General features: G+C 43.2%; 16 protein-coding genes and 1 pseudogene. 13 read left to right on the top strand and 4 right to left on the bottom strand.

Annotated elements, in window-relative coordinates:
• Window positions 1-38 precede the first annotated feature (38 nt).
• Window positions 39-1,574, top strand: coding sequence for a PepSY-associated TM helix domain-containing protein (locus ACMAZD_RS23335; protein WP_435249677.1), 1,536 nt, complete (start codon window positions 39-41; stop codon window positions 1,572-1,574).
• Window positions 1,575-1,646: 72 nt separating this feature from the next.
• On the opposite strand, the gene ACMAZD_RS23330 is transcribed toward ACMAZD_RS23335, so the two are convergent.
• A complete protein-coding gene (locus ACMAZD_RS23330; protein WP_435249676.1) occupies window positions 1,647-2,579 on the bottom strand; it encodes a LysR substrate-binding domain-containing protein in 933 nt (310 codons plus the stop codon).
• 373 nt (window positions 2,580-2,952) lie between these two features.
• Between ACMAZD_RS23330 and ACMAZD_RS23325 the strand changes: the two genes are divergently transcribed.
• The 7 genes from ACMAZD_RS23325 to ACMAZD_RS23295 all read left to right on the top strand — a co-directional run bounded on the left by ACMAZD_RS23325 (window position 2,953) and on the right by ACMAZD_RS23295 (window position 10,877).
• A complete protein-coding gene (locus ACMAZD_RS23325) occupies window positions 2,953-3,546 on the top strand; it encodes a cysteine dioxygenase family protein (RefSeq protein WP_372302561.1) in 594 nt (197 codons plus the stop codon).
• Between the two features lie 186 nt (window positions 3,547-3,732).
• Window positions 3,733-4,866, top strand: a complete 1,134-nt coding sequence (locus ACMAZD_RS23320; RefSeq protein WP_435249675.1) for an efflux RND transporter periplasmic adaptor subunit — start codon at window positions 3,733-3,735, stop codon at window positions 4,864-4,866.
• Entirely contained in the window at window positions 4,859-6,187 is a 1,329-nt protein-coding gene (locus tag ACMAZD_RS23315) for a TolC family protein (RefSeq protein WP_435249674.1), read from the top strand. Before ACMAZD_RS23320 ends, ACMAZD_RS23315 begins: the two co-directional genes overlap by 8 nt.
• Window positions 6,180-7,394, top strand: coding sequence for an ABC transporter permease (locus ACMAZD_RS23310; RefSeq protein WP_435249673.1), 1,215 nt, complete (start codon window positions 6,180-6,182; stop codon window positions 7,392-7,394). The genes ACMAZD_RS23315 and ACMAZD_RS23310 overlap by 8 nt, the downstream gene beginning before the upstream one ends.
• A 2-nt stretch (window positions 7,395-7,396) precedes the next feature.
• Window positions 7,397-8,680 (top strand): ABC transporter permease, encoded by a 1,284-nt coding sequence (locus ACMAZD_RS23305; RefSeq protein ID WP_435249672.1) that lies wholly within the window; start codon window positions 7,397-7,399, stop codon window positions 8,678-8,680.
• 25 nt (window positions 8,681-8,705) lie between these two features.
• A complete protein-coding gene (locus tag ACMAZD_RS23300) occupies window positions 8,706-9,410 on the top strand; it encodes an ABC transporter ATP-binding protein (protein WP_435249671.1) in 705 nt (234 codons plus the stop codon).
• Between the two features lie 222 nt (window positions 9,411-9,632).
• Window positions 9,633-10,877: an MDR family MFS transporter gene (locus tag ACMAZD_RS23295; protein ID WP_435249670.1), complete on the top strand. Its 1,245-nt coding sequence runs from the start codon at window positions 9,633-9,635 to the stop codon at window positions 10,875-10,877.
• A 167-nt stretch (window positions 10,878-11,044) separates the two neighbouring features.
• Here the strand turns inward: ACMAZD_RS23295 and ACMAZD_RS23290 are convergent, their stop codons facing one another.
• Window positions 11,045-11,449 (bottom strand): DUF2007 domain-containing protein, encoded by a 405-nt coding sequence (locus ACMAZD_RS23290; protein WP_435249669.1) that lies wholly within the window; start codon window positions 11,447-11,449, stop codon window positions 11,045-11,047.
• 171 nt (window positions 11,450-11,620) lie between these two features.
• Here ACMAZD_RS23290 and ACMAZD_RS23285 point away from each other — a divergent pair.
• From ACMAZD_RS23285 to tdh, 3 genes and pseudogenes are all read left to right on the top strand, one after another.
• Window positions 11,621-11,731: pseudogene (locus ACMAZD_RS23285) on the top strand (type II toxin-antitoxin system Phd/YefM family antitoxin); the annotation flags it as partial.
• Between the two features lie 639 nt (window positions 11,732-12,370).
• On the top strand, window positions 12,371-13,564 hold the full coding sequence (locus ACMAZD_RS23280) for a glycine C-acetyltransferase (protein WP_435249668.1): 1,194 nt from the start codon (window positions 12,371-12,373) through the stop codon (window positions 13,562-13,564).
• A gap of 111 nt (window positions 13,565-13,675) precedes the next feature.
• Entirely contained in the window at window positions 13,676-14,707 is a 1,032-nt protein-coding gene (gene tdh, locus ACMAZD_RS23275) for an L-threonine 3-dehydrogenase (RefSeq protein ID WP_004730216.1), read from the top strand.
• Between the two features lie 180 nt (window positions 14,708-14,887).
• Here the strand turns inward: tdh and ACMAZD_RS23270 are convergent, their stop codons facing one another.
• Entirely contained in the window at window positions 14,888-15,706 is an 819-nt protein-coding gene (locus tag ACMAZD_RS23270; RefSeq protein ID WP_435249667.1) for a sulfurtransferase, read from the bottom strand.
• Between the two features lie 9 nt (window positions 15,707-15,715).
• Window positions 15,716-16,171, bottom strand: a complete 456-nt coding sequence (locus tag ACMAZD_RS23265) for a cupin domain-containing protein (protein ID WP_435249666.1) — start codon at window positions 16,169-16,171, stop codon at window positions 15,716-15,718.
• Between the two features lie 192 nt (window positions 16,172-16,363).
• Between ACMAZD_RS23265 and ACMAZD_RS23260 the strand changes: the two genes are divergently transcribed.
• Both ACMAZD_RS23260 and ACMAZD_RS23255 read left to right on the top strand, forming a co-directional pair.
• Window positions 16,364-17,467: an ISAs1 family transposase gene (locus ACMAZD_RS23260; RefSeq protein ID WP_435247125.1), complete on the top strand. Its 1,104-nt coding sequence runs from the start codon at window positions 16,364-16,366 to the stop codon at window positions 17,465-17,467.
• A gap of 770 nt (window positions 17,468-18,237) precedes the next feature.
• Window positions 18,238-21,126, top strand: a complete 2,889-nt coding sequence (locus ACMAZD_RS23255; protein ID WP_435249665.1) for an Ig-like domain-containing protein — start codon at window positions 18,238-18,240, stop codon at window positions 21,124-21,126.
• Window positions 21,127-21,492: the final 366 nt, after the last annotated feature.

Below are 21,492 nucleotides of genomic sequence, written 5' to 3'. Positions count from 1 at the left end.
TTCAGAAGGTGTGTTTGCGTGTGTCAAAGGAAATAATAATGTTGAGAAATGAATCTCAAGATACTGCGAAATCACAAGCTAATTCGCAATCTACAAGCAGTGCAACAACCGGTTCGAAAACCAATATAAAAAGCAAAGACCGCAATAAAACCCTCTACTTCCTAACTTGGCGCTGGCACTTCTATGCTGGGCTATTCGTTATTCCGTTTATGTTAGTACTAAGCATTACAGGCTTGGTGATGCTGTTTGATGATGAAATCGAACTCGTTTTCCATCACGATGCGATTGAGATTGTTGCATCAGGCGAACCGATCAAGGTGTCGCAACAATTAGCTGCCGTACAAAATCAATACCCACAAAGTACGGTGACACAGTTTGTACCTAGCAAAGTCCCTGATTTTGTGAACCGATTTTCTGTATCACTTGAGGATGGCACTTCCGTTTTTGCCACGGTGAATCAGTACACTGGCGAAGTGGTAGGAGAAATCCCCCGCAGCGATAGCCTGTATCAACTGGCGAATGACATTCACGGCACTTTGTTGATTGGTGATTGGGGGGATTACCTAATTGAAGTCGCAATAAGCTTGTCTATTCTGTTACTCATAAGTGGTATTTACTTATGGTTACCGAGAGATAACGCGAGCCGCGCTGGTTTTCTTAAGCTTCGATTTGGTTCAGGAACGCGTGTTTTAACGCGTGATCTGCATGCGAACATCGGTGGAACACTATCATTTATTCTTCTGTTATTTATTCTATCGGGATTATCATGGACAGGTTTTTGGGGAGGTAAGCTAGTACAAGCATGGAGTACTTTTCCTGCTCAAATGTGGGATGACATTCCTCTGTCTAACGAAACGCATGCTTCTTTAAATCACGGGTCTGAAGAGGAAATGCCTTGGAACCTAGAGCAAACTCCACTGCCTTTGTCTCAAGATAAGCCAGCAGAACACGTCCACCAAGTAGAAGAAGCGTCTGAAGCTCATGATCATTCTAAGATGGGGGAGGATCATTCTCAGCATGTATTATCTGCGAGTAATTTCTCTATTGATGATGTGATAGCAAAAGCTCAATCTCTTGGTTTTACGCAATATAAAATCAATTTCCCGCGCTCAGAAACGGGCGTTTACACTGTGGCCGCGAATACTATGGGCGGTGACATTATCGACCCAACCCAAGATCGCACAACTCACCTCGACCAATATTCAGGGCTCATTCTTGGAGAGGTGACGTGGCAAGATTACAATTTATTCGCCAAAACCTTAGCCGTTGGTATTTCTCTGCACCAAGGTGACATCAGCATCATCAACAAGCTTCTAAATGCGTTGTTTTGTCTGGCATTCATTGTGGTGTCGGTAACTGGTGGAGTAATGTGGTGGATGCGCAGACCTTCAGGCCAAAGAAAATTGGGAACGCCACCGAAGTTTGGTGATGCAGGCTTATGGAAAGCAGGCTTAGTGACGGTGGTTGTTATTTCGATATTGTTTCCACTCGCGGGTGCAACGATTGTGACTGCAATGCTATTGGATTGGTTACTGTTTTCACGCGTTCAGAAATTCAAGACGGCATTGAGTTAATTGACATGCAAATGGACTTTCTCGACTTGAGAAAGTCCGTTTCATTAATCAGATGGGCGATTCCTTTCAGCATCAGTTTATTTCTCCTGCCAGTTTGTCACCCAAGTGTTTCATCGCGTAATCAATGAATACACGCAATCGAGCGGGCATGTACTTGGTTTGAGCAAACTGCATCGCGATAGCGCCATGGTAATTACTCTTGATGGTCCAATCTTCCAATACTTGAACTACAGAACCTTCAGCCAATGCATCTTGAATTACGAAATCATGGAAAATACCTACGCCAAGCCCTTCTTTAACGCCTTTCAATCGCATCTGTGAGTGGTTCACAGCGTAACGTCCGCTGACGGGTACTGTGTAAAACTCATCATCTTTAAGGAAGTCCCAAATGTGGTCTTTATCTGTTTCTGCAAGGTATAAGCAGTCGTGCTCAGAAAGCTCGGTAGGGTGGTGAGGAATTCCTTTGGCTTCTAAATAGCCAGGGCTTGCACAAAGTACAAGATTCGTCTTGCCTAGCTCTTTTAACACCAAACTTTCATCGGGCTTGTCGGTAAGGCGAAACGCAATGTCGATGCCTTGGCGCAATATGTCGATGTCGCCATCTGCTGCTCTTAACTTAAGTTGGATCTCAGGGTACAGGTTTAAGAATGGTACAACGAAAGGCTGTAGAACCGAGTTCAAGAAGGCTTCTGGCGCCGCTACCGTTATAGAGCCTGCAGGTTCAGTATGGTCAGAGGTAGAAAGCTCAACCGCTTGTTGCGCCGCATTAATCATGACCACGCTTTGGTCGTATACCAACTGGCCTGCTTGCGTGATGATCAATGTACGAGTGGTACGTTCAAACAGCTTTACTGAGAGTGCTTTTTCTAGACGTGTGATCAATTTACTCAACGCTGAAGGTGTAACGCTTAGCTGCTTTGCTGCGGCGGTAAAGCTACCTTCATTCACAACTAAGATAAACGAGGCGAGATCGGGAAGTAGGGCGATGAGTTTTGGGTTAATCATAAGTATCCAGTTAGACTAATTTCAACAGTGGCCATAACCTTGATTGTGATTGATCTCTTCTGATTTGTGAATCAATTTCATTAATTGATACGCGTAATAGTAACCGTGATGGAAGCCGTTCTTCTGTTGTTCCTATTTTATATTACTCAGTTATTAAGATCTCAAGTCAATATGGCTATTCCGTTGCTTCAAATTGGTTGTTAGATGCTTTTGTTATATTAACGTAAATACTTGTGGTTACTTGTTAAATTTAATTTAAACGGTGTTAGTATCTTCCCAACTTGTGCTGAATTGAATCAGCTATATTTCATCGTTCCAAGAGAACTTTTAACTTCGAGTTCGGAAGAGCAAAACATAGTCAGAGGTAAGTATTTTGCAACGTACTGATATCACCCCAACGCAATCTCCCGCGTTAGCCGCGTTAATTAATAACGATTATGAGCTTAATTTCCAAGAGTTTATGGACCAAATACAGCTGGCGAATAAACCTATGTCTCTGGCCTCTATTCGGTTCATATTGGATAACATCGAGCTGAGTAAAGAAGAGATCAAGTCGCTGGCTAGTTTTGATAAAGAAACATACTGCCGACAAAGACTTTTCAAGAATGACCACTGCGAAGTTTTAATTTTGAGTTGGCTAAATGGGCAAAGAAGTAAAATACACGATCATTTGAATACGTCTTGTGGCGTAAAAGTTTTACACGGGCAAGCAACGGAAACCTTGTTTGAAACGGCGGCTAATGGTCATATTTTTGCGTCTCGGTCGACCCATTTCCAAGAGGGTAGTGTGACCGTCAGTAAAGATAATGATATCCATCAGATATCGAATCTACAAGCTGGCGATGAGCCGCTCATTACGTTGCACGTGTATTCGCCCCCTTTAAGCCAATTCCACCTCTATCAGCTAGAGAGCGGTAAGTCGGAGCTACTCGACATACAACAAGAGTGCTGGGCCTACGAGATTTAAAGTGCGTTAAACGGAGACAACTTTCTACTTAAATGGTCATGATAAGGCTAAAAGGAGGCGTAGAAAGTCTGTCGTTTAATTTTCCTTTAACGCTATGCATTATAAAATTTTATACTATTTATGAACTTCGCATATCCACGGTAGTCATAGGGCTCACAAATATAAAATAATGAGCTGGAATCAATTATGACTAAACGTGGGTTAGTGTCTGTAGCATGTGCTACGCTGCTAGGTGGAGGTGCGTCTTTCTATTTTCAAACTTCAACGCCTCCTGAAGCCTTTCCAACCCTGACGGTTGCTACGGGAACGATCGAAAAGCAGGCAGTTGCGGTGGGGTATATCGTTCCCGCTCACTCGGTGTCTATCAAATCTCAAATCGACGGGATCGTTGGGGAAATCTATGCCGGTGTTGGTGAGTACGTAACGCAAGGTCAGCCGCTTATTAAGGTTCGCCCTAACCCTACCCCGAAAGCGCTGACCGATGCCTCGACCGAATTGATGCGAAGTGAGGCGGCCATTGAGTCAGCAAAACAACAACTCACTAATCTGCAGAGTTTGGTCGAACAAGAAATCATTCCTAATAACTACGACGAATATGTGACTGCACGTTCCAATGTTAAATCAGCACAGGCTGACGTTATGCAAAAACGTCAGAACCTCGAATTGATTCAAAGCGGAGAGTCGACAATTGGGAACTCTCGCCTAACCTCAACCATTTACGCTCCGATAGACGGTACGGTGTTGAATCAAAAAGTCGAGGTAGGAGAACCGATTATTTCTACTGAATCGAGTCAAGCGGCAACAGAAATGATGTCATTGGCCGATATGAACAGCCTGATTTTTAAGGGCAGTGTTAGTGAGCATGATGCTGCGCAACTTACTCCTGGGATGCCAGTAACACTGACCGTTGCACCTTATCCAAGTATCGAAATCGAAGGAGTACTGTCTAAGATTGCGATTCAGTCTGAAAGTCTTAACTCGACAGCTGATAGTAGTTCGGGCAAAAGTTTCGATAACGGTTTTGAAGTCGAAGTTGGCGAGCTCAAAATACCTCAAGACGTCCGGTTACGTTCAGGGTTCTCATCATCTGCTCGGATAATTCTAGTCAAATCAGAAAATGTACTCACTCTACCAGAGCGCGCACTGCAATTTGAAGACGAAAGCCCTAACGTATTAATTCTAGACAGCTCAGAACAAGGCTTCCACAAACAAGCGGTAAAACTGGGCCTATCAGATGGCATCAATGTTGAAGTCATCGAAGGTGTGGAATTAGACGAAACCGTCATCGATAACAGTATGATGGGGGCATCACATGGTTAAGCCAGCGCTGTTTAGTTGTTCACAGCGATTAGACAAACCTCTGTCACCTCGTAAATCGCCCCTGCTGAGTGTAGGCAGTTTGCTATTAGCAACTGTGCTTAGTTGCCCTTCATATGCCATTTCTATTGAACAAGCATGGCAGCAAGCCAAACAGACGGATCCTGATTACGAGAAAGCCCGAATTGGTGTTCAACGCGGTGAGAGTTCGGTGGATTTAAGTCGCAGTTCTTTATTACCCGCTTTAAGCGCGAGCGCTTCAGCAGACTGGAGCGAAGACCGCAGTAGTTCAAATCGTTATGGTGCAGAGCTATCTCAGGTTATTTGGGACAGTAGTCTTTGGTCTGAATTAGATAAAGCACAATCAGATTATCTGAAATCTCAGCTGGAATTGGCTCAAGCACATAATGATTTGGCGGCTAAGTTACTTTTGGTTTATCTCGATATAGGCAGCGCTCAAGGTAACTTACAGCTCACTAACAGTAAGTTAGAGGAAGGTAGCAAGCTGCTGAAAATCTTCGAAAAACGCTATCTAGCAGGCAAAGTGAAATCGATTGATGTGGAAGAGATGCGTGCTAATCAATTGTCTGATAAAGCCAATATTCTGCGAGCAAAGGCAGAGTTAGAAAGTAAAAAGTCAGAGCTGGAAGCGCTGATAAACCAAGCTCCTGATTCGGTAGATCAAATTCGTACTGAGAACTTGGTTGAGCCTCCTATGCTGGTGGCTTCTCAGCAGCAGTGGCTTGAGCTAGCGAGAAATAATAGCCCTGAATTACTTGTTGCCATAAAAGACGTTGAAGTGCGTGAACTAGACAAAAAGTCTGCCCAAGGGGGTTATTACCCGACAGTTAAAGGGCAAGTGGGCTATAACGACAGTGATCGGTTGGACAACGGTGAATTCAACGCGGGTTTAACTCTTAGTGTTCCTATTGATTTAAATGGTTCAACACGCGCCAAAGTGGACCAAACTTCGCTTAACTTGTTGACGGCTAAGCAGGATTTACGAAAGGTTGAAATAGACATCAAGAAGCGAATTGATCAGAACTTTACTCAAGTGAAACTCAACTGGGAACGAGTGTTAATGGCGCATGATGTTGTAGCGTCTCGCACAGAGGTGTTGAGTAGCAAAGAAAAGTTATACGACGCGGGTTTCCTGGAAGCCTCGGATGTTATTAATGCACATAACAGCTTATTTGATTCAAGGTTCCTTCTACAGACCAACTTATATGATTATTGGCGTCAGAGAATAGGCCTACTACAGACAACCGGTAAATTAGATGATGAAGCGATGGCGCTGATATCTCAGGCGCTACACCATGGTTAATCTTTTTCTTCAGACTTGGCAAACGTTGTTGGCGCATCGGATGAAAAGTGCTTTGGCTATTATTGCAATTTCATGGGGCGTACTGTCTGTTGTTGTTTTAATGGCGTTAGGGGAAGGCTTCTATCGTTATCAAACGAAGTCTTTCTCATTTTTGGTCAATGACACTCAGGTTGTGTTTCCCTCTAGTACGAGTAAACCTTGGCAGGGCTTGCCCTCAAGGCGCGAAATAAACCTTGAACAAGATAAAATTGAGCTGATCCAGCAGGCTGGCTTTGTTAAAGAGGCGTCTGCTGTTTACCTTAAATGGGATACCAGCGTGACGAACACTCAAGGGCATAATATTGGCAGTATGGTGAGTGGTGTTGCTCCCTCTTATTTTCCTATCTCACAAAATAAGTTGCAGCCTGGCTCACGAAATATTTCGGTGAAGGATATGGAAAACCACACTCGGGTGGTTGTATTGGGTGATCGAATTGCCCAAATGGGCGGAGTCGACATTGGCGATCATATTAAGATCAACGGTATTCCATTCTACGTAATAGGTGTGATGGTTGATAATGAAGGAGGGATCTCTTTCGGTGAGAGTCGACGAGTATTTGTGCCCACAACTACTTACTTTGACCTCTGGAAAGATAAGCCATGGCAACTGCTATTAAAACCTGTCGAAGCCATGGATTCCGGATCGTTCAGACGTAACATTGTCAATTTTTTTGCTAAACAGATGCATTTTGATCCTACTGATAAAGATGCGGTCTATCTGCCCGACTTTAGTGAGGGTGGAGACGTGATTACTGGTATCTTTCGTGGTATTCAAATATTCCTGACGACCAGTGGCGCTATGACTATGGCGGTTGGCGCTTTGGGTGTGGCTAATATCATGTTTCTCTCTGTTACGGAAAGAACTCGGGAAATTGGCGTTCGGCTAGCGATTGGTGCAACACAGGGTTCCATCATGTCTCAGTTTATTATTGAGGGGCTTATTTTAGTTACCTTAGGAGCCATCATGGGATTAATGGCGTCCTTTGGTACGGTTTATTTGCTTGGCTCGATGGCGTTACCAGAATGGATTGGATCACCTGTTATCACGTTCAGCTCGATTGTAATGGCGTTAACGGTGACACTGATTCTGGCGTTCTTAGCCTCTTACTTTCCTGCAAAACGGGCGTCTCGTCTAACTCCTGTTGATGCACTCAGTGCGAGGGCTTAATCATGCTATTACCGATGAGACAAATCTTTCAGGAAATGTCTGCAGAAAAGCTACGACTTGGGCTCACGATTCTGGCTGTTGCGTGGGCAACCTTGTGTATTTCAGCGATGCTATCAGTGGGAGAAGGCATTAGGCAAGGCGTGCTTAAAACGGCACAAAATGGCAATGGTAATTTAATTTATCTATCTGGGGGGATGGCTACGGTTGATTATGGATCTTTTCATCAGGGCAAGTCGCTGACTCTAACAGTAGGAGATACGAAAGTTGTAGAGGCTCTGCCTAACATCAAAGCTGCGGTGCCGACAGCCTTGTGGGATGAATCACTTACTGTCGGAGAACGGGGGTCTTGGAAAAAAGCGTTAGCCGTAACGACTGAATTTCAGTCGGTGACGAATCTCAAGACACGTCCTGGAGGGCGTTGGTTTAATCCTCTAGATCAAAAGCAACAACGCAAAGTCATCGTGTTGGGTTACCTTTTAGCTGCCGATTTGTTTAACCCTAATGAAAGCTTTAGCTGGTTTGCTACTGTCAAATTAGAGGTCAATCCCGTGGGGAAAACAGTAAAAATTGGTAGCCAAGAGTTTACGGTGATTGGTGTACTAGAGAAGAACAGTGCCAAGATCGAACAGGGAGATAGCATCAATTATTCGAGCTTTGTCCCTTTCTCTACATGGCAGCGTTTTAACATCAACGGTGATATCAGTGGCATCAACGTTCAACCTCATCATGGTGTCGACAGAGTCAAACTTGCAGATACGATTCGTCAGGTTATTGCGCGCAAACATGGTGCTAGTGTCAGTGATGAGCAGGTCGTTCAGGTTGAGGATATGTTTCTCAAACAAAAAACGATGCAGCAATTCTTAATTGGTCTTCAGGGGTTCCTTGGTGTGATTGGTTTTATCACTTTGGCAGTAGCGGGCATAGGTATTGCTAACGTGATGTATGCAACGGTGAAACGTTCCACAAGAGATATTGGCGTGAGAATGGCGGTTGGTGCTACTCCAAGGATGATTCGCATGCATTATCTGGTTCAGTCATTGATGACCATGATGATGGGCGGTTTATTGGGCTTAGTAATCACTTATACACTGATTGCTGTTATTCGCTCGTTGGAGCTTGAAGGAAATATGTTTTATGAGCGTCTTGGTAAACCTGTTCCTGAGCTTTCATGCTTGGTTGTCACCATTGTTATTTTAACGTTGGTGGTTATTGGTGTCGCTTCGGCTTGGCTTCCGGCTAATCGTGCGGCGAAAGTGACTCCGATGGAGGCACTACAAAGTGAATGATGAGATCAAAGACAGCGGAGAAACCATGTCTAACAAATTCTTAGTGGAACTCTCAAATATCGGTAAACACTACTCAAGCGGTGATACTGAAATACGTGCACTAGACGGTGTCGATCTCTCGATTGAGAAGGGAGAGTTTTTGTCTATTTTAGGCCCGTCAGGATCCGGTAAATCAACGCTGATGAATATGCTTGGTTGCCTTGATAAGCCGACGGAAGGTGAGTATCAACTGGATGGGAAAAATGTTGCTGCGTTGAGTGCTAATGATCTTGCTGGTATTCGGAATCAAAAAATTGGTTTTGTATTCCAGAGTTTTAATTTACTTGAGTATGCTTCTGCATTGGACAATGTTGCTCTACCTCTCGTGTATTCTGGGATCAAAGCTAAAGAACGTCGTAAGCGTGCGGCGGCCTTACTTGAACAAGTAGGGTTAGGCGATAGACTTGACCATAAACCGAATCAGCTGTCTGGTGGTCAGAAACAGCGAGTCGCTATTGCTAGAGCCTTGGTTAATGACCCTCAGATTATATTAGCTGACGAGCCAACAGGGGCGCTGGATTCCAAGTCTGGCGCTGAGATAGAGGCTTTGTTTAATCAGCTTCATGCTGAGGGCAGAACATTGATTATCGTTACGCACGATAATTCGCTTGCTGAACGAACTAAGCGAATTGTGACTATCAAAGACGGGAAGGTATTGTCTGATCGTAAAGGGCAACATTACTCGGCTTAGCGCTTATCTTTGACTAGAGGCTGCTTTATTACCTTAATCATCTACATGTTCTAGACTGTACTCCATTGATGGTATGCAGGCTGTGAGCATATGCGAATATAAAATAGGTATGGAGGTGCCATAATTTACAAAGCTTTGTTGAATACCTTGTATCTATTCTACTTACTTTATATAGTGGCTGAATAATATGATTTAAATCAGTTATTTAAATAGGGTTTGTCTATGGATAGTTCAGAAAGCTTGTTTCAAAAGCAGCGTGTAAAACGTTCCAATTTCTCGGTATGGACAGTGCTTACTGGAACGTTACTCGCTCGGACAAGCTACTTTATGGCATGGCCTTTTCTGATCGTATTTCTCTATGAGGACTTTGGAGCATCTGCCATTGAAGTCGGTACAATGCTAGCGGCCTCTGCGACCATTGGTGCAGGAACGGGACTTTACTCAGGCTACCTTTCTGACAAGTTAGGCCGTAAATGGGTGATGGTGTTCGGTAGTTGGATTGCCGCGGTCTCTTACACGGGCATCGCCTTAGCAAGCGAGGTTTGGCAGTTTTATGTATTGATCATGATGACTGGCTTAATGCGCCCTATGATAGAAGCACCAGCAAAGGCGGTGATAGGAGATAACCTTGATGATTTGAAAGACCGAGAATTGGCTCTAAATATCCGTTACTTTCTACTTAATCTAGGTGGTGCGCTAGGCCCTCTCGTCGGTATTACTCTGGCACTTAGCCACCCACAAAATCTATTTTTTGTCGCGGGTGCTACTTATCTTGTTTATGGTTTTTGGTTATTACTAGGTATCGAAAGAAAGGGAACGTTTAACAAGCCAGATCCTTCATTGTTACCTAATTTTAGATCGGCGCTTAATGTCATCCGTAAAGATAATATCTTTGTAAAACTAATGGTAGCGAACTTCATCATGATGTTTGTCTATGCGCAGGTAGAGTCCTCTATTCCACAAGTGATCGTGAAATCTTCTATAGACGATTCTGCTCAGTTGATTGCTGGTCTGGTTCTGGTCAATACGCTAACCATCATCGTATTCCAGTTTCCAATGCTGAAATGGTTAGAGCATGTGCCGTTATTCGTAAGAACTCGCATCGGCATGCTATTGATGGCGGTTGCACAAATTGGCTTTTTGTTTAGTCCAAGTGATTGGCCATTAGGTTGGGTCGTCGCCTGTTTTGTATTGAGTGTAGGAGAAGTTATTGCTTTTCCAACCTTAAATGTCCAAATCGACAGAATGGCGCCGCGGAATCTTCGAGGCTCTTACTTTGGTGTCGCCGCACTCTATTCGCTCGGCTTTGCAATCGCTCCTTTAGTTGGTGGTGTTGTTATCGAGATGATTAGCGCCAATTGGTTGTTCGCTCTCTGTTTTTTCTTATGCATAGTGATGATTTGGTTATACTGGCTAGCAGAGCACACAGAAGATACCGTCGAAAGAGAGCCTATTACTCAAATTTGATACAGTGAGCCTGGGGAAATGGTTCTTTCGATTTGGAAAGTGCCATGGGTAAAAATTCAGTCGGTAAAGGCTTTGGACGAAAGTGTGTCAGCGAATTCCCTAACTTAGCAACTGATAAATATAGGGCTTGCTCAACATTCGGGGTTGAATGTTGGCTATGCCATGACTCAAAGTTTTTCGCTGAACTCGCCACACTGATTGCACTTATAACCCTGTTTGTAGAAAAACAAGGGGAAGCTTAATAATATGAAAACTAGAAACGCTGGCCGTTTACCTTTTGTATGGGCAATTAAGTTATCACTTCCGCAGTTAGGGCAAATGTCTGGCTTCCCTCTTACTTCTTGAGAGTGGCTTTTAAGGCTTTCAGAAAAATCACTAGTGAGAATTTCGGTCGCTTCCTCTAAATTTTCTTCTAAAACCATTAAGCGGACACCTCCAATAGCATTTGAGTATAGCCATTGCGTATTTACTGTATGCTCATCTGCAATAAAACTTTCGATACCAGCACTTTCTAGATTTGCTTTTGCAATATGTGCTTCATGAGGAAAAGAAAACCTTGCGACTACAATCATAAATTTCTCCCAGTAGTATAAAGCCGCAATAACATGTTTATTACTACGGCGACTTGGCTGAATTTTACTGCCTTAAACATCCAAATCAAAGATAAACCTACAATGGTGAATGTAATAAATTGTGTTGATTGCTTTGTTGAACCGCTATAATCAACCTATTTAAAGACCGTCATGACTACTAGAATTTTAGCCGATGTTGCAGCAAGTATTACCGAGTTTAAAGTTAAACCAATGAGAGTAGCTTCAAGTGATTATGGCGAAGCAGTTACTGTATTAACAAAAATGAGCCAATAAATTATACAAAATTAAGCTACGACAGTCTGGATCCAACTAGTATAGAAAATTGAGGGTGACGTAATAATTATCACCGTTTTATCTGTCGGTAAAAGAGGATATAGCGCCGTCTACACAAATTCGATGCACAGAATTTTATCATGCCAGTTTAACATTTTAACATCATACCAGCACGAATTGATGTGTGACGGTGTCTTCACCACCTTATTCATGCATGAGTAGCCCACACCAAAATCGTTTATCGATATTTTAATGCTAAGCGCTTTATAGCGTTAATTCTGTTCGCGGGGCTCCTCATCCCACAGGTCGGCTTCACTGAGTTCTAACGTTAACGGCCTTCTTTTGAATGAGGTATTCCAAAGAACTTTCTTAATTAGACAGGAACGGAATTTGACGTTAAAAAGAACAAGAGAGGGGCGTTCATGTGCACTTTGTCGCTGGGATGAATTATTATTAGTGCCTGTGATTCATTAATGTTTTTCCAACTAAAGGGATAATCGAGAAGGAGATGTTCAACTAGAATGGGGTATAAGTTTTACAGTGTAAATGATCGAATTGAAATCGTTTACATCCCCTACATAATGCAGCGCGCGACGCTGCTGAATAATAATTAGGAAGGAATAGACAATGTCTTCTGCATTTTACCAACAGATTCAAACTCAAATCGAAGAAGTTAAAGAAGAAGGTCTTTACAAGTCTGAGCGCATTATCACTTCTGCTCAAAAAGCAGCGGTTTCTATCTCGACTGGTGAAGAAGTACTAAACTTCTGTGCAAACAATTACTTAGGTCTTGCTAACCACCCTGATCTTATCGAAGCTGCTAAAGGCGGTATGGATCAACACGGTTTTGGTATGGCTTCAGTGCGTTTCATCTGTGGTACTCAAGACTCCCATAAAGAACTAGAGCAAAAGCTATCTACGTTCCTTGGTAAAGAAGACACAATCCTATACACATCTTGTTTTGATGCAAACGCGGGACTATTCGAAACGATCCTAGGCAAAGAAGACGCAATCATTTCTGATGCTCTAAACCATGCATCTATCATTGATGGTGTTCGTCTATGTAAAGCAATGCGCTTTCGTTACTCGAACAACAACATGGAAGAGCTAGAGCAACAACTTATCGCAGCTAAAGAAGCGGGCGCTCGTCACACGCTTATCGTAACTGACGGTGTATTCTCAATGGACGGCGTAGTCGCTAACCTTCCTGCTATCTGTGACCTTGCTGATAAGTACGGTGCACTAGTGATGGTCGATGACTCTCACGCAGTTGGCTTCATGGGTGAAAACGGCGCGGGTACTCACGAGTTCCATAACGTTGTTGACCGTATTGACATCATCACAGGTACGCTTGGTAAAGCAATGGGTGGCGCTTCAGGCGGTTACACTTCTGGTAAGAAAGAAGTGATCGACTGGTTACGTCAGCGTTCTCGTCCATACCTATTCTCTAACTCTGTTGCGCCTGCAATCGTATCTGCATCTATCCGTGTTCTCGATCTTCTAGCGGAATCTGGCGACCTACGTACTCAACTATGGGAAAACTCTGCTCACTTCCGTACTCGCATGGAAGAAGCTGGTTTCACTATGGGTGGTGCTGATCACGCTATCATCCCAATCATGCTTGGTGATGCAAAAGTAGCGGCTGAATTCGCAGAGCGTGCACTAGAGAAAGGCATCTACGTGGTAGGTTTCTCTTTCCCGGTCGTACCAAAAGGCCAAGCTCGTATCCGTACGCAAATGTCTGCTGCACACTCTCGTGAGCAACTGGATCGCGCAATCGATGCGTTCATCCAAGTTGGTAAAGACATGGCTATCATCTAATTTTAAAGAGGGTACTTTATGCATCCTTTGATTAGATAGAACAACACTCAATAGAACATATAGATTTTTGATTCTCGTCTTACAGTTAGGCGAGATGAACTGGATAACATTATGAAAATTAAAGCACTTTCTAAGCTTAAGCCTGAAGAAGGCATCTGGATGACCGAGGTTGAAAAACCTGAAATGGGTCATAATGATCTTCTTATCCGTATTAAGAAAACTGCAATTTGTGGTACAGACGTACATATCTACAACTGGGATGAGTGGTCACAAAACACAATCCCAGTACCTATGGTAGTAGGTCACGAATACGTGGGTGAAGTTGTTGGCATCGGCCAAGAAGTTCGTGGTTTTGAAATCGGCGACCGTGTATCTGGCGAAGGTCACATCACATGTGGTCACTGTCGTAACTGTCGTGGCGGCCGTACTCACCTTTGTCGTAACACAACAGGTGTTGGCGTTAACCGCACTGGTGCGTTCTCTGAGTTCCTTGTGATTCCTGCGTTCAACGCATTTAAGATCCCTGCAGAAATCTCTGACGATCTAGCATCAATCTTTGACCCGTTTGGTAACGCAGTACACACAGCGCTTTCTTTCGACCTAGTAGGCGAAGACGTGCTAATCACTGGTGCTGGTCCAATCGGTATCATGGCTGCTGCTGTTGCTAAGCACGTTGGTGCTCGTCACGTTGTAATCACAGATGTAAACGAATACCGCCTAGATCTTGCTCGTCAAATGGGTGTCACTCGCGCAGTAAACGTAATGGAAGAGAAGCTTGAAGACGTAATGGCTGATCTTGGCATGACTGAGGGCTTCGATGTAGGTCTAGAAATGTCTGGTAACCCATCTGCGTTCAACAGCATGCTGACTAACATGAACCACGGCGGTAAGATCTCTCTGCTAGGTATTCCACCATCAGACATGGCAGTAGACTGGAACCAAGTAATCTTTAAAGGCTTGGTTATCAAAGGTATCTACGGTCGTGAGATGTTCGAAACTTGGTACAAGATGGCTTCATTAATCCAGTCTGGCCTAGATCTAACACCAATCATTACTCACCACTACAAAGTGGACGACTTCCAAAAAGGCTTCGACATGATGCGCTCTGGTATGTCAGGCAAAGTAATCCTAGATTGGGAATAATCTTTAACTGAGTAACAAGATATTAGAAAGGCGACAGTTATTACTGTCGCCTAAGAGTGTCCCCTCACTTAGCTCTTTGAGGGGAGCACTGAGAAGAGTAAACCAATGTCACAGTGCAGCTCTTTCTGTAAGGCTCAGGACAAATAGATATGTAGGACTATCTCACCTATTACTTGGAAACTATAATGCTTGCCATTCAGCGTATGATCCATCATAGAGTGTTGAATTTATTCCTATCAATTGCAGAGCAATCAATAAAATAGTGCCAGCATAGCCTGATCCGCACGAAGATATAACGTGGTCAATATCTTGGCCATTTATTGCAACATCAATAACCTGCTTTATTTCCTCTGGAGCCTTAAACATACCAGTATCACTATCCAGCAACGTTGCGAATGGGACGTTAATTGCACCTGGAATATGGCTCACACCCGAAGTGGAGAAGTTCTCACTTCGTCGAGCATCCAACAAAACAGTATTATCACTTCGATTAAGAACATCATCGAAAAGAGCTATCCAACTCTGTTCCTTTTTTACGACGTAATTGCCCACCCTTGCACTATTGAGATTGTTTGAGGTCGGTAAAGCAAGAGATTTCCAACGCTTCAAACCGCCATCAAGCACCCTAACGTTGCGAAACCCCCAATACCGCATCGCCCACCATATTCGACCAGCGAACATATGAAAGTAATCGTCATAGAGAATGACAAGATCGTCTTGGTTAATACCTAGTGCTGCAAAATCAGCTTGCGCTTGCTCAATCTCGGCCACTGGAGCTAAGGCTATTGGTAAATCAGTATTTACAAAGGTTTTCGTCCAATCCAGAAAACGAGCACCCGTAATATGTTCACTTAAAAAAGCTTGACGAGAACACTGAACATCTTCCCCCCAGCGTCCTCTAACATCAAAGATCTTTGTACTTTGATCGTTCAATTTCTTTGCCGCTTCCTCAGCAGAGATGAGAGGGCTTTGGTTGTTTGGCATCATCACTGTAAACATAAACGCCACCTATTTGTTAGGTATTGGGATAGTATCAATAGGTGTCTCATATGCAACAAACATGACGCAGTCTTCTTTGCTTGCACAGTAGCCATCATGAGCAAGATCTGCAGGTCCAAACGCGTAATCACCTTTTTTCAGCACCACTCTTTCGAACCCTTTATAAGTAGTGTGGAACTCGCCCTCGAGCAGAGTCATATGTTCAGTGGAAGTATGTGTATGGAAAGGAACTTCGGCTAAGCTCGGGAATTTAATAAAGACATCGTTATTGTTACCTCCCAACTCACCATTTAGGGACGCTATCTGACAAGGTAAAAAGTCGGGACAATTAACCCAAGTGAGCTCTTTACTGTTATGCGAGTATACCAATGGTTCTTTTAATGTATCAGAACCAAATGAATGAAAGCTTATAGCTGCAATCAATACAGCTAGTGTCTTATTTATTTTTATTTTTTTATTCAGCATAAATCATTCCAATATAAATTAAGAACAAAACCAGACTACTTATTAATAGTTGTAAACGTTTTACTAACGATTAACCAATCCCCAAGGGCGGGATCGAACTTTAGTTATTGAAAATAAATAACTTTATTTTCAATTGGAACTTTTCCTGATAGTCACGATCAGATCATGAAATAAAAAATATGAGAAACTCGCATGATTATCATTGAACAGCTAAAAAAAGTGAAAGATACCCGTTCGCACATCAACCAAGTCTACCCTGTTATAGAAGTCGCTTTTGTTGTCATAACAGCCATGCTTTGTGGTCAAAACAAGTGGACGGATATCAAGGATTTTGGTGAAGGAAATATCGACTGGTTACGTGAGTATTTCCCCTACGAAAATGGCCTTCCTACTCGTCATAATATTGCAGCAATTATGAGGACTATTGTTCCTGAAACACTCTTAGAAGCTATGGTGGGCTGGGTTAATTTGCATAGAGAGAGGCATGCTCAACCTATCATCAGTGTTGACGGGAAGGTACTAAAAGGTGCTAAAGCAAACAAACAAGATAACCCCCTTTATATGGTCTCGGCATTCGATGTTGATGAAGGTTTGACCCTCACACATCAACCCTGTAAAGGCAAAGGGACGGAGCTAACAGCGATAAGAAACCTGTTAGATACTTTAGATATAAAAGGATGTCTATTAACGGCTGATGCCCTGCATTGTCAGGTTGAAACTCTGAATAAAGTGGTTGATAAAGGTGGCGATTTCTTAGTGCAAGTCAAACTGAATCAGCCCAGTTTGCTTGCAGAAGTGGATGCACAATTCCAAGACTATTGGTCTTTGCCTGAAGATAAACAAGAGTCATACATCACCGAAGATAAAGGGCATGGCAGAAAAGAGGTTCGTGAGGTTTACGTTCTCCCAGCAGCCTTCAGTGAAGCACTCAGAGAAAAGTGGTCTGTCGTTAAAAGTGTTGTTGCAGTGGTGAGAGATAGAAGTGTCAAAGGGAAAGGAAGTTATGAAACATCGTATTATATTTGCACAGATCACTTGTCGTTAGAGTTAGCCTTACAAGCGACCAGAAAACACTGGCACATCGAGAACCAGCAGCACTGGGCGTTGGACGTTATTTTCAAAGAAGATGAACAATGTATTTATGCTGGAGATTCAGCACTAAATATGGCTTGTTGCAGACGTTTTGTTCAGAACTTGTTTAGAAAATCCGAAGGGAACTTGTCAGTACCCAGGAAGATGAATAAAGCGGTATGGGACAAAGATTACAGAGCTTCGGTTTTGTTTACATCAAATTAACAAAGTACATTCGTGCCCTTATAAGTGTCGTGGTCGCGCAATACGAAGAGTGCAGTACGCTTTAAGAGGCGGGTTTCGGCTTGCCTTTTTAATAGTTGGATAAAATAAATACAGAACAAAAATAAAATACACAGACGTGACGTTCGGTTTTTAATGATTTATTTATTAATAGATTTAATACTCTAAATTTTATATTTTTAGCATTAATCTATCTCGTGAATAAATTGTGACTTTAATTCAAAATAAAAATAAAATCTAACTTGGGAATGTTACTGTTTTTAAAATTTTAACTTCATGTTAAAGCTGGTATTGAGATGGGAGTTAATGACCTATGGACTTTTTTAGCGGAATAGGTTTCATGGTAAGCATGAGAGTTATTCTTTTTAGAGATGTTTTGAGATGAGCTGATTTATTTTAAGTTGCTGTTAAGTAGTGACTTTTATTTTTTCTTCTTTATTTTCCAACTAGGCGCTAAGGCATTTTCTTATCCAGATTTATTTAATCATTTCCTATTTGTTAATTAGCTCAACCTAATTTAGCCTATCCTTTAAGTGAGATTTAATGGATCCTTACATAAATATATTTTCCGAAATTTAGGGTTTTATCTCATAATTAAATAAATTTTGATATTTATTAAATAAGTAAAAGTTAATTTTACCCTTGGTTAATTTTTTGTGTAAATTAATTGGGCTTGCAAGGGAGTGGATGAACTTCCAATTGCAGGTTTATTACAGAATTAAAATAATTAATATAAAACTAAGGAATCAAGTATGTATCTAAGAAAGGGCAGTGCTAAACAGATTCACTCTATTGGATATCGCGCGTTAGGGCTAACAATGCTTTGCTCTGGCTTATTGTTGAATCCAATTTCACAAGCCATGGCTAGTGAGTTCAGTACTGATGCGGTAGCTCAGTCAGAAAGTGAATACTGGAGCACCTATAAGCTAGATATCACAAACACGGGCTCAGATAGCGCAGAAATGCGTGAAGCCGTGATCGAATTTTTATTGCCAGTTGCGATTAAAGAAATCAGCTGGGCGTCGAACCATCTTTCTTACCCATCATGGGAGATCTCTCATACGACGCAAGCTGATGGAGTATTGAACGCAGTGACATTGTCGTTCCCAGAAGGCTCTTGGCTTGATAGTGAACTGGCCTCAGGTGAATCTGCGGCATTGACTCTCTCTTTCGGTGGCGAACTGAATGATCTGAATGCGTTTGAGAATTCTGTTGTGGTGAAAGTGGATGGCGAAGTTGTTCCTCCACCAGAATTTTCACTGGATATTTTAGCGCCTGCTCAAAACTCAGTGGTTTACACTGGTACGAATGTTGACATCATTACGGGTGTCGAAGGTGAGGGGGCAAGCAAACTCGAATTCTGGGCAAACAGTACCAAATTGGGCGAGCAAAACGTTGTAGAAGGCACAACAGAATACCAGCAAGCTTGGCTTCCAACAGAAGTTGGTACAGCGTCGATCACTGTAATGGCGTTCACCTACAATGGTGACAAACTGATAGAGAAAGCAGTTCAAGTAATGGTAGAGTCAGAATCGACGTCGCCAAATCCACCTGTAATTGAGTTTATCTCGCCAGACGCAGGCTCTTCTCACCAAAAAGGTGACAGCATCACAATTTCAGCGCATGTGACGGATGTAGATGACGACTTAGCGACGGTTAAGTTCTTCGCTGACGATACAGAAGTGTGTTCTCTTGATGCGAAAACGACGCAAGATTTCTCTTGTGACTGGACAACGCAAACGGCAGGCTCTACTGCGCTTCGTGCGGAAGCAAAAGATGACGAGCAACATGTCTCTAGTAAGAACTTAATCATCACGGTGACAGATACAAGCACAAGTTGTGGTGGCATACCTCAGTACGAAGATGGTGTGGCCTATAAAGTCGGTGATGAAGTTACTAACATTGGCAATATCTACTCATGTACGGTAGCGGGTTGGTGTGGTAATCCAGTATGGACTCCAGGAACAGGTCATCCAAGTTATCCAGATGCGTGGAAAGATGCATGGAATGACGTTGGTGAGTGTGATCCGAACCCTGTGCCAGTGGTGGACGTTCAATCACCGCAAGATGGACAGAAGATCGCGCCTAATCAAGCATTCGACGTGGTTGTCGATGCATCGGATGATACTGAAGTTGCCCGCGTTGATGTTCAATTGAATGGTCAAGTGGTTGCGACATCAAACACGCCTTCACAAGGAGATACCTACACCATCACGGTACCTGCCCAAGTTGAAGGCCAATACACATTGACGGTTGTTGCCTACGATGACCAAGGTGCGAGTGCGGAGGCGGCGCCAATTTCTTTAGCGATTACTGATAAAGACTTGGTTGTTTCTCTAGCATCTCCTGTCGACGGTTCAAGCTACTTCGAAGGTCGTGCGATTTCGATCAAAGCAGACGCGAAGAGCTACGAAGGCGATATTTCATCGGTTAGTTTCATCGCAAATGGTAACGAGCTGTTTAAAGACACGGAAGCACCTTATGAATATGAATGGCTAGGTGCTCAGCAGGGTATATATGCTGTCACGGCAAAAGCGGTGAATACGTCCAACCAAGAGCAAACCTCTGCAACATCTAACATTACGGTCAAAGAGAGCACAGGCGGTGGCGGCTTAGTCGATAAACCTGACCGCTCTATCAGTTACCTAACGTCTTGGGGTTTAAATGACTACCAAGAGTTGTTCAACTCAGAAGGTGATGGCTACCTATTGTCATTTGGTAAGTGGGACGCAAGTGGTAACATCACGATCTCTGATGGCATGCTAACACCACCGAATTACAACCCGGACTGGATGCCAACACAGTACCTAGCATGGTCAACGCTCAAGCATGACAATGAAAATGCCACCATGATGGTTGCGTTTGGTGGTCAAACTTACGAAAGCATTTGGTCGGCGATCAGTACGCCTGAAAGCCGTGAATCGGTTGCGAACGGGTTAGTTGATTTGGTGCATACGCCATTCCCTGTGTACAAAAAGAACCTAAAACCTGAAGAGGTGGAAGGTGAGTGTCTTGCAACAAATTCAGACGGTAGCTGTGATTACAGCAAGTACCAATTAGCGGGTTACGTGCACATTGATGGCCTGGACTTTGACTTTGAGAAAGCGGCACGAATCACAGACAAAGAGAACCAAGACTTGACGGCTTTGATCAAACTTATCCGTGAGAAAGTGGGTAATACGAAGGCTCTGTCTCTGACGACTTACCACGTAGGCGCGGATCCAGTTGAATGTATGGATGCGAGCGTGTTTGAAAACTGCTCTTACATTGAAGAGTCTGGCCGTTCATCTCACCACGGTGAAGTGGTTGATCTGTTGAAAGCGACCAAGAACGACTTTGATTTCTTTAACGTGATGACATACGACGCGGGTCGAAACTTTTTATACGAAGTCGCGATGGCAAACTATGCTGAGTACATTGGAGACAAGTCGAAGATTGTTTTAGGTAATACGATCAACAGTCAGTGGGCACCCGGTGGTAACTTTGTTGAAACACGCCAGAACAACCTAGACCGTGCTAAATGGCAGAGAGATAACGGTTACGGTGGCTTCTTTATGTGGACGTTGGGTTCAAACAGCCAAAGTTTGAGCATGGCAGAGCAAGTGGACTACTTTAACGACATGATCGGCGTAAGCAAGTAGTACCCATCTTATCTTGTACTTTACTTGAACAACGGAAGGCGCTTATGCCTTCCGTTGTTTGCTCCCCAATCATTCAGAGCCCTAGGTTCATCTTGTGATAAAAGTGGTTCAGCCAAAAGCGGTGAATAGCGATCCATAAAACCTCAAATCACATGCCCAAAGTATATATGGAATCCACGTATTTACAAAGTGATTTTGGCAATAAAAGTTAAGATGCGGTCGTATATTCGGCTTCTTATTGAAGGAGCTACCCTCTAGCCTTTGATGTTTTGCGCACCTACTGTCCTTATCGCGTTAGCAGCTTTTTACAGCATGACAGAATGGCCAGGTTCTCAGTAGGTTGGTCTTACCTTTTATGCATCATCA

Source organism: Vibrio sp. nBUS_14, from assembly GCF_051201655.1.
Lineage (GTDB): Bacteria > Pseudomonadota > Gammaproteobacteria > Enterobacterales > Vibrionaceae > Vibrio.
This window is presented reverse-complemented; position numbering and strand designations above follow the sequence as displayed.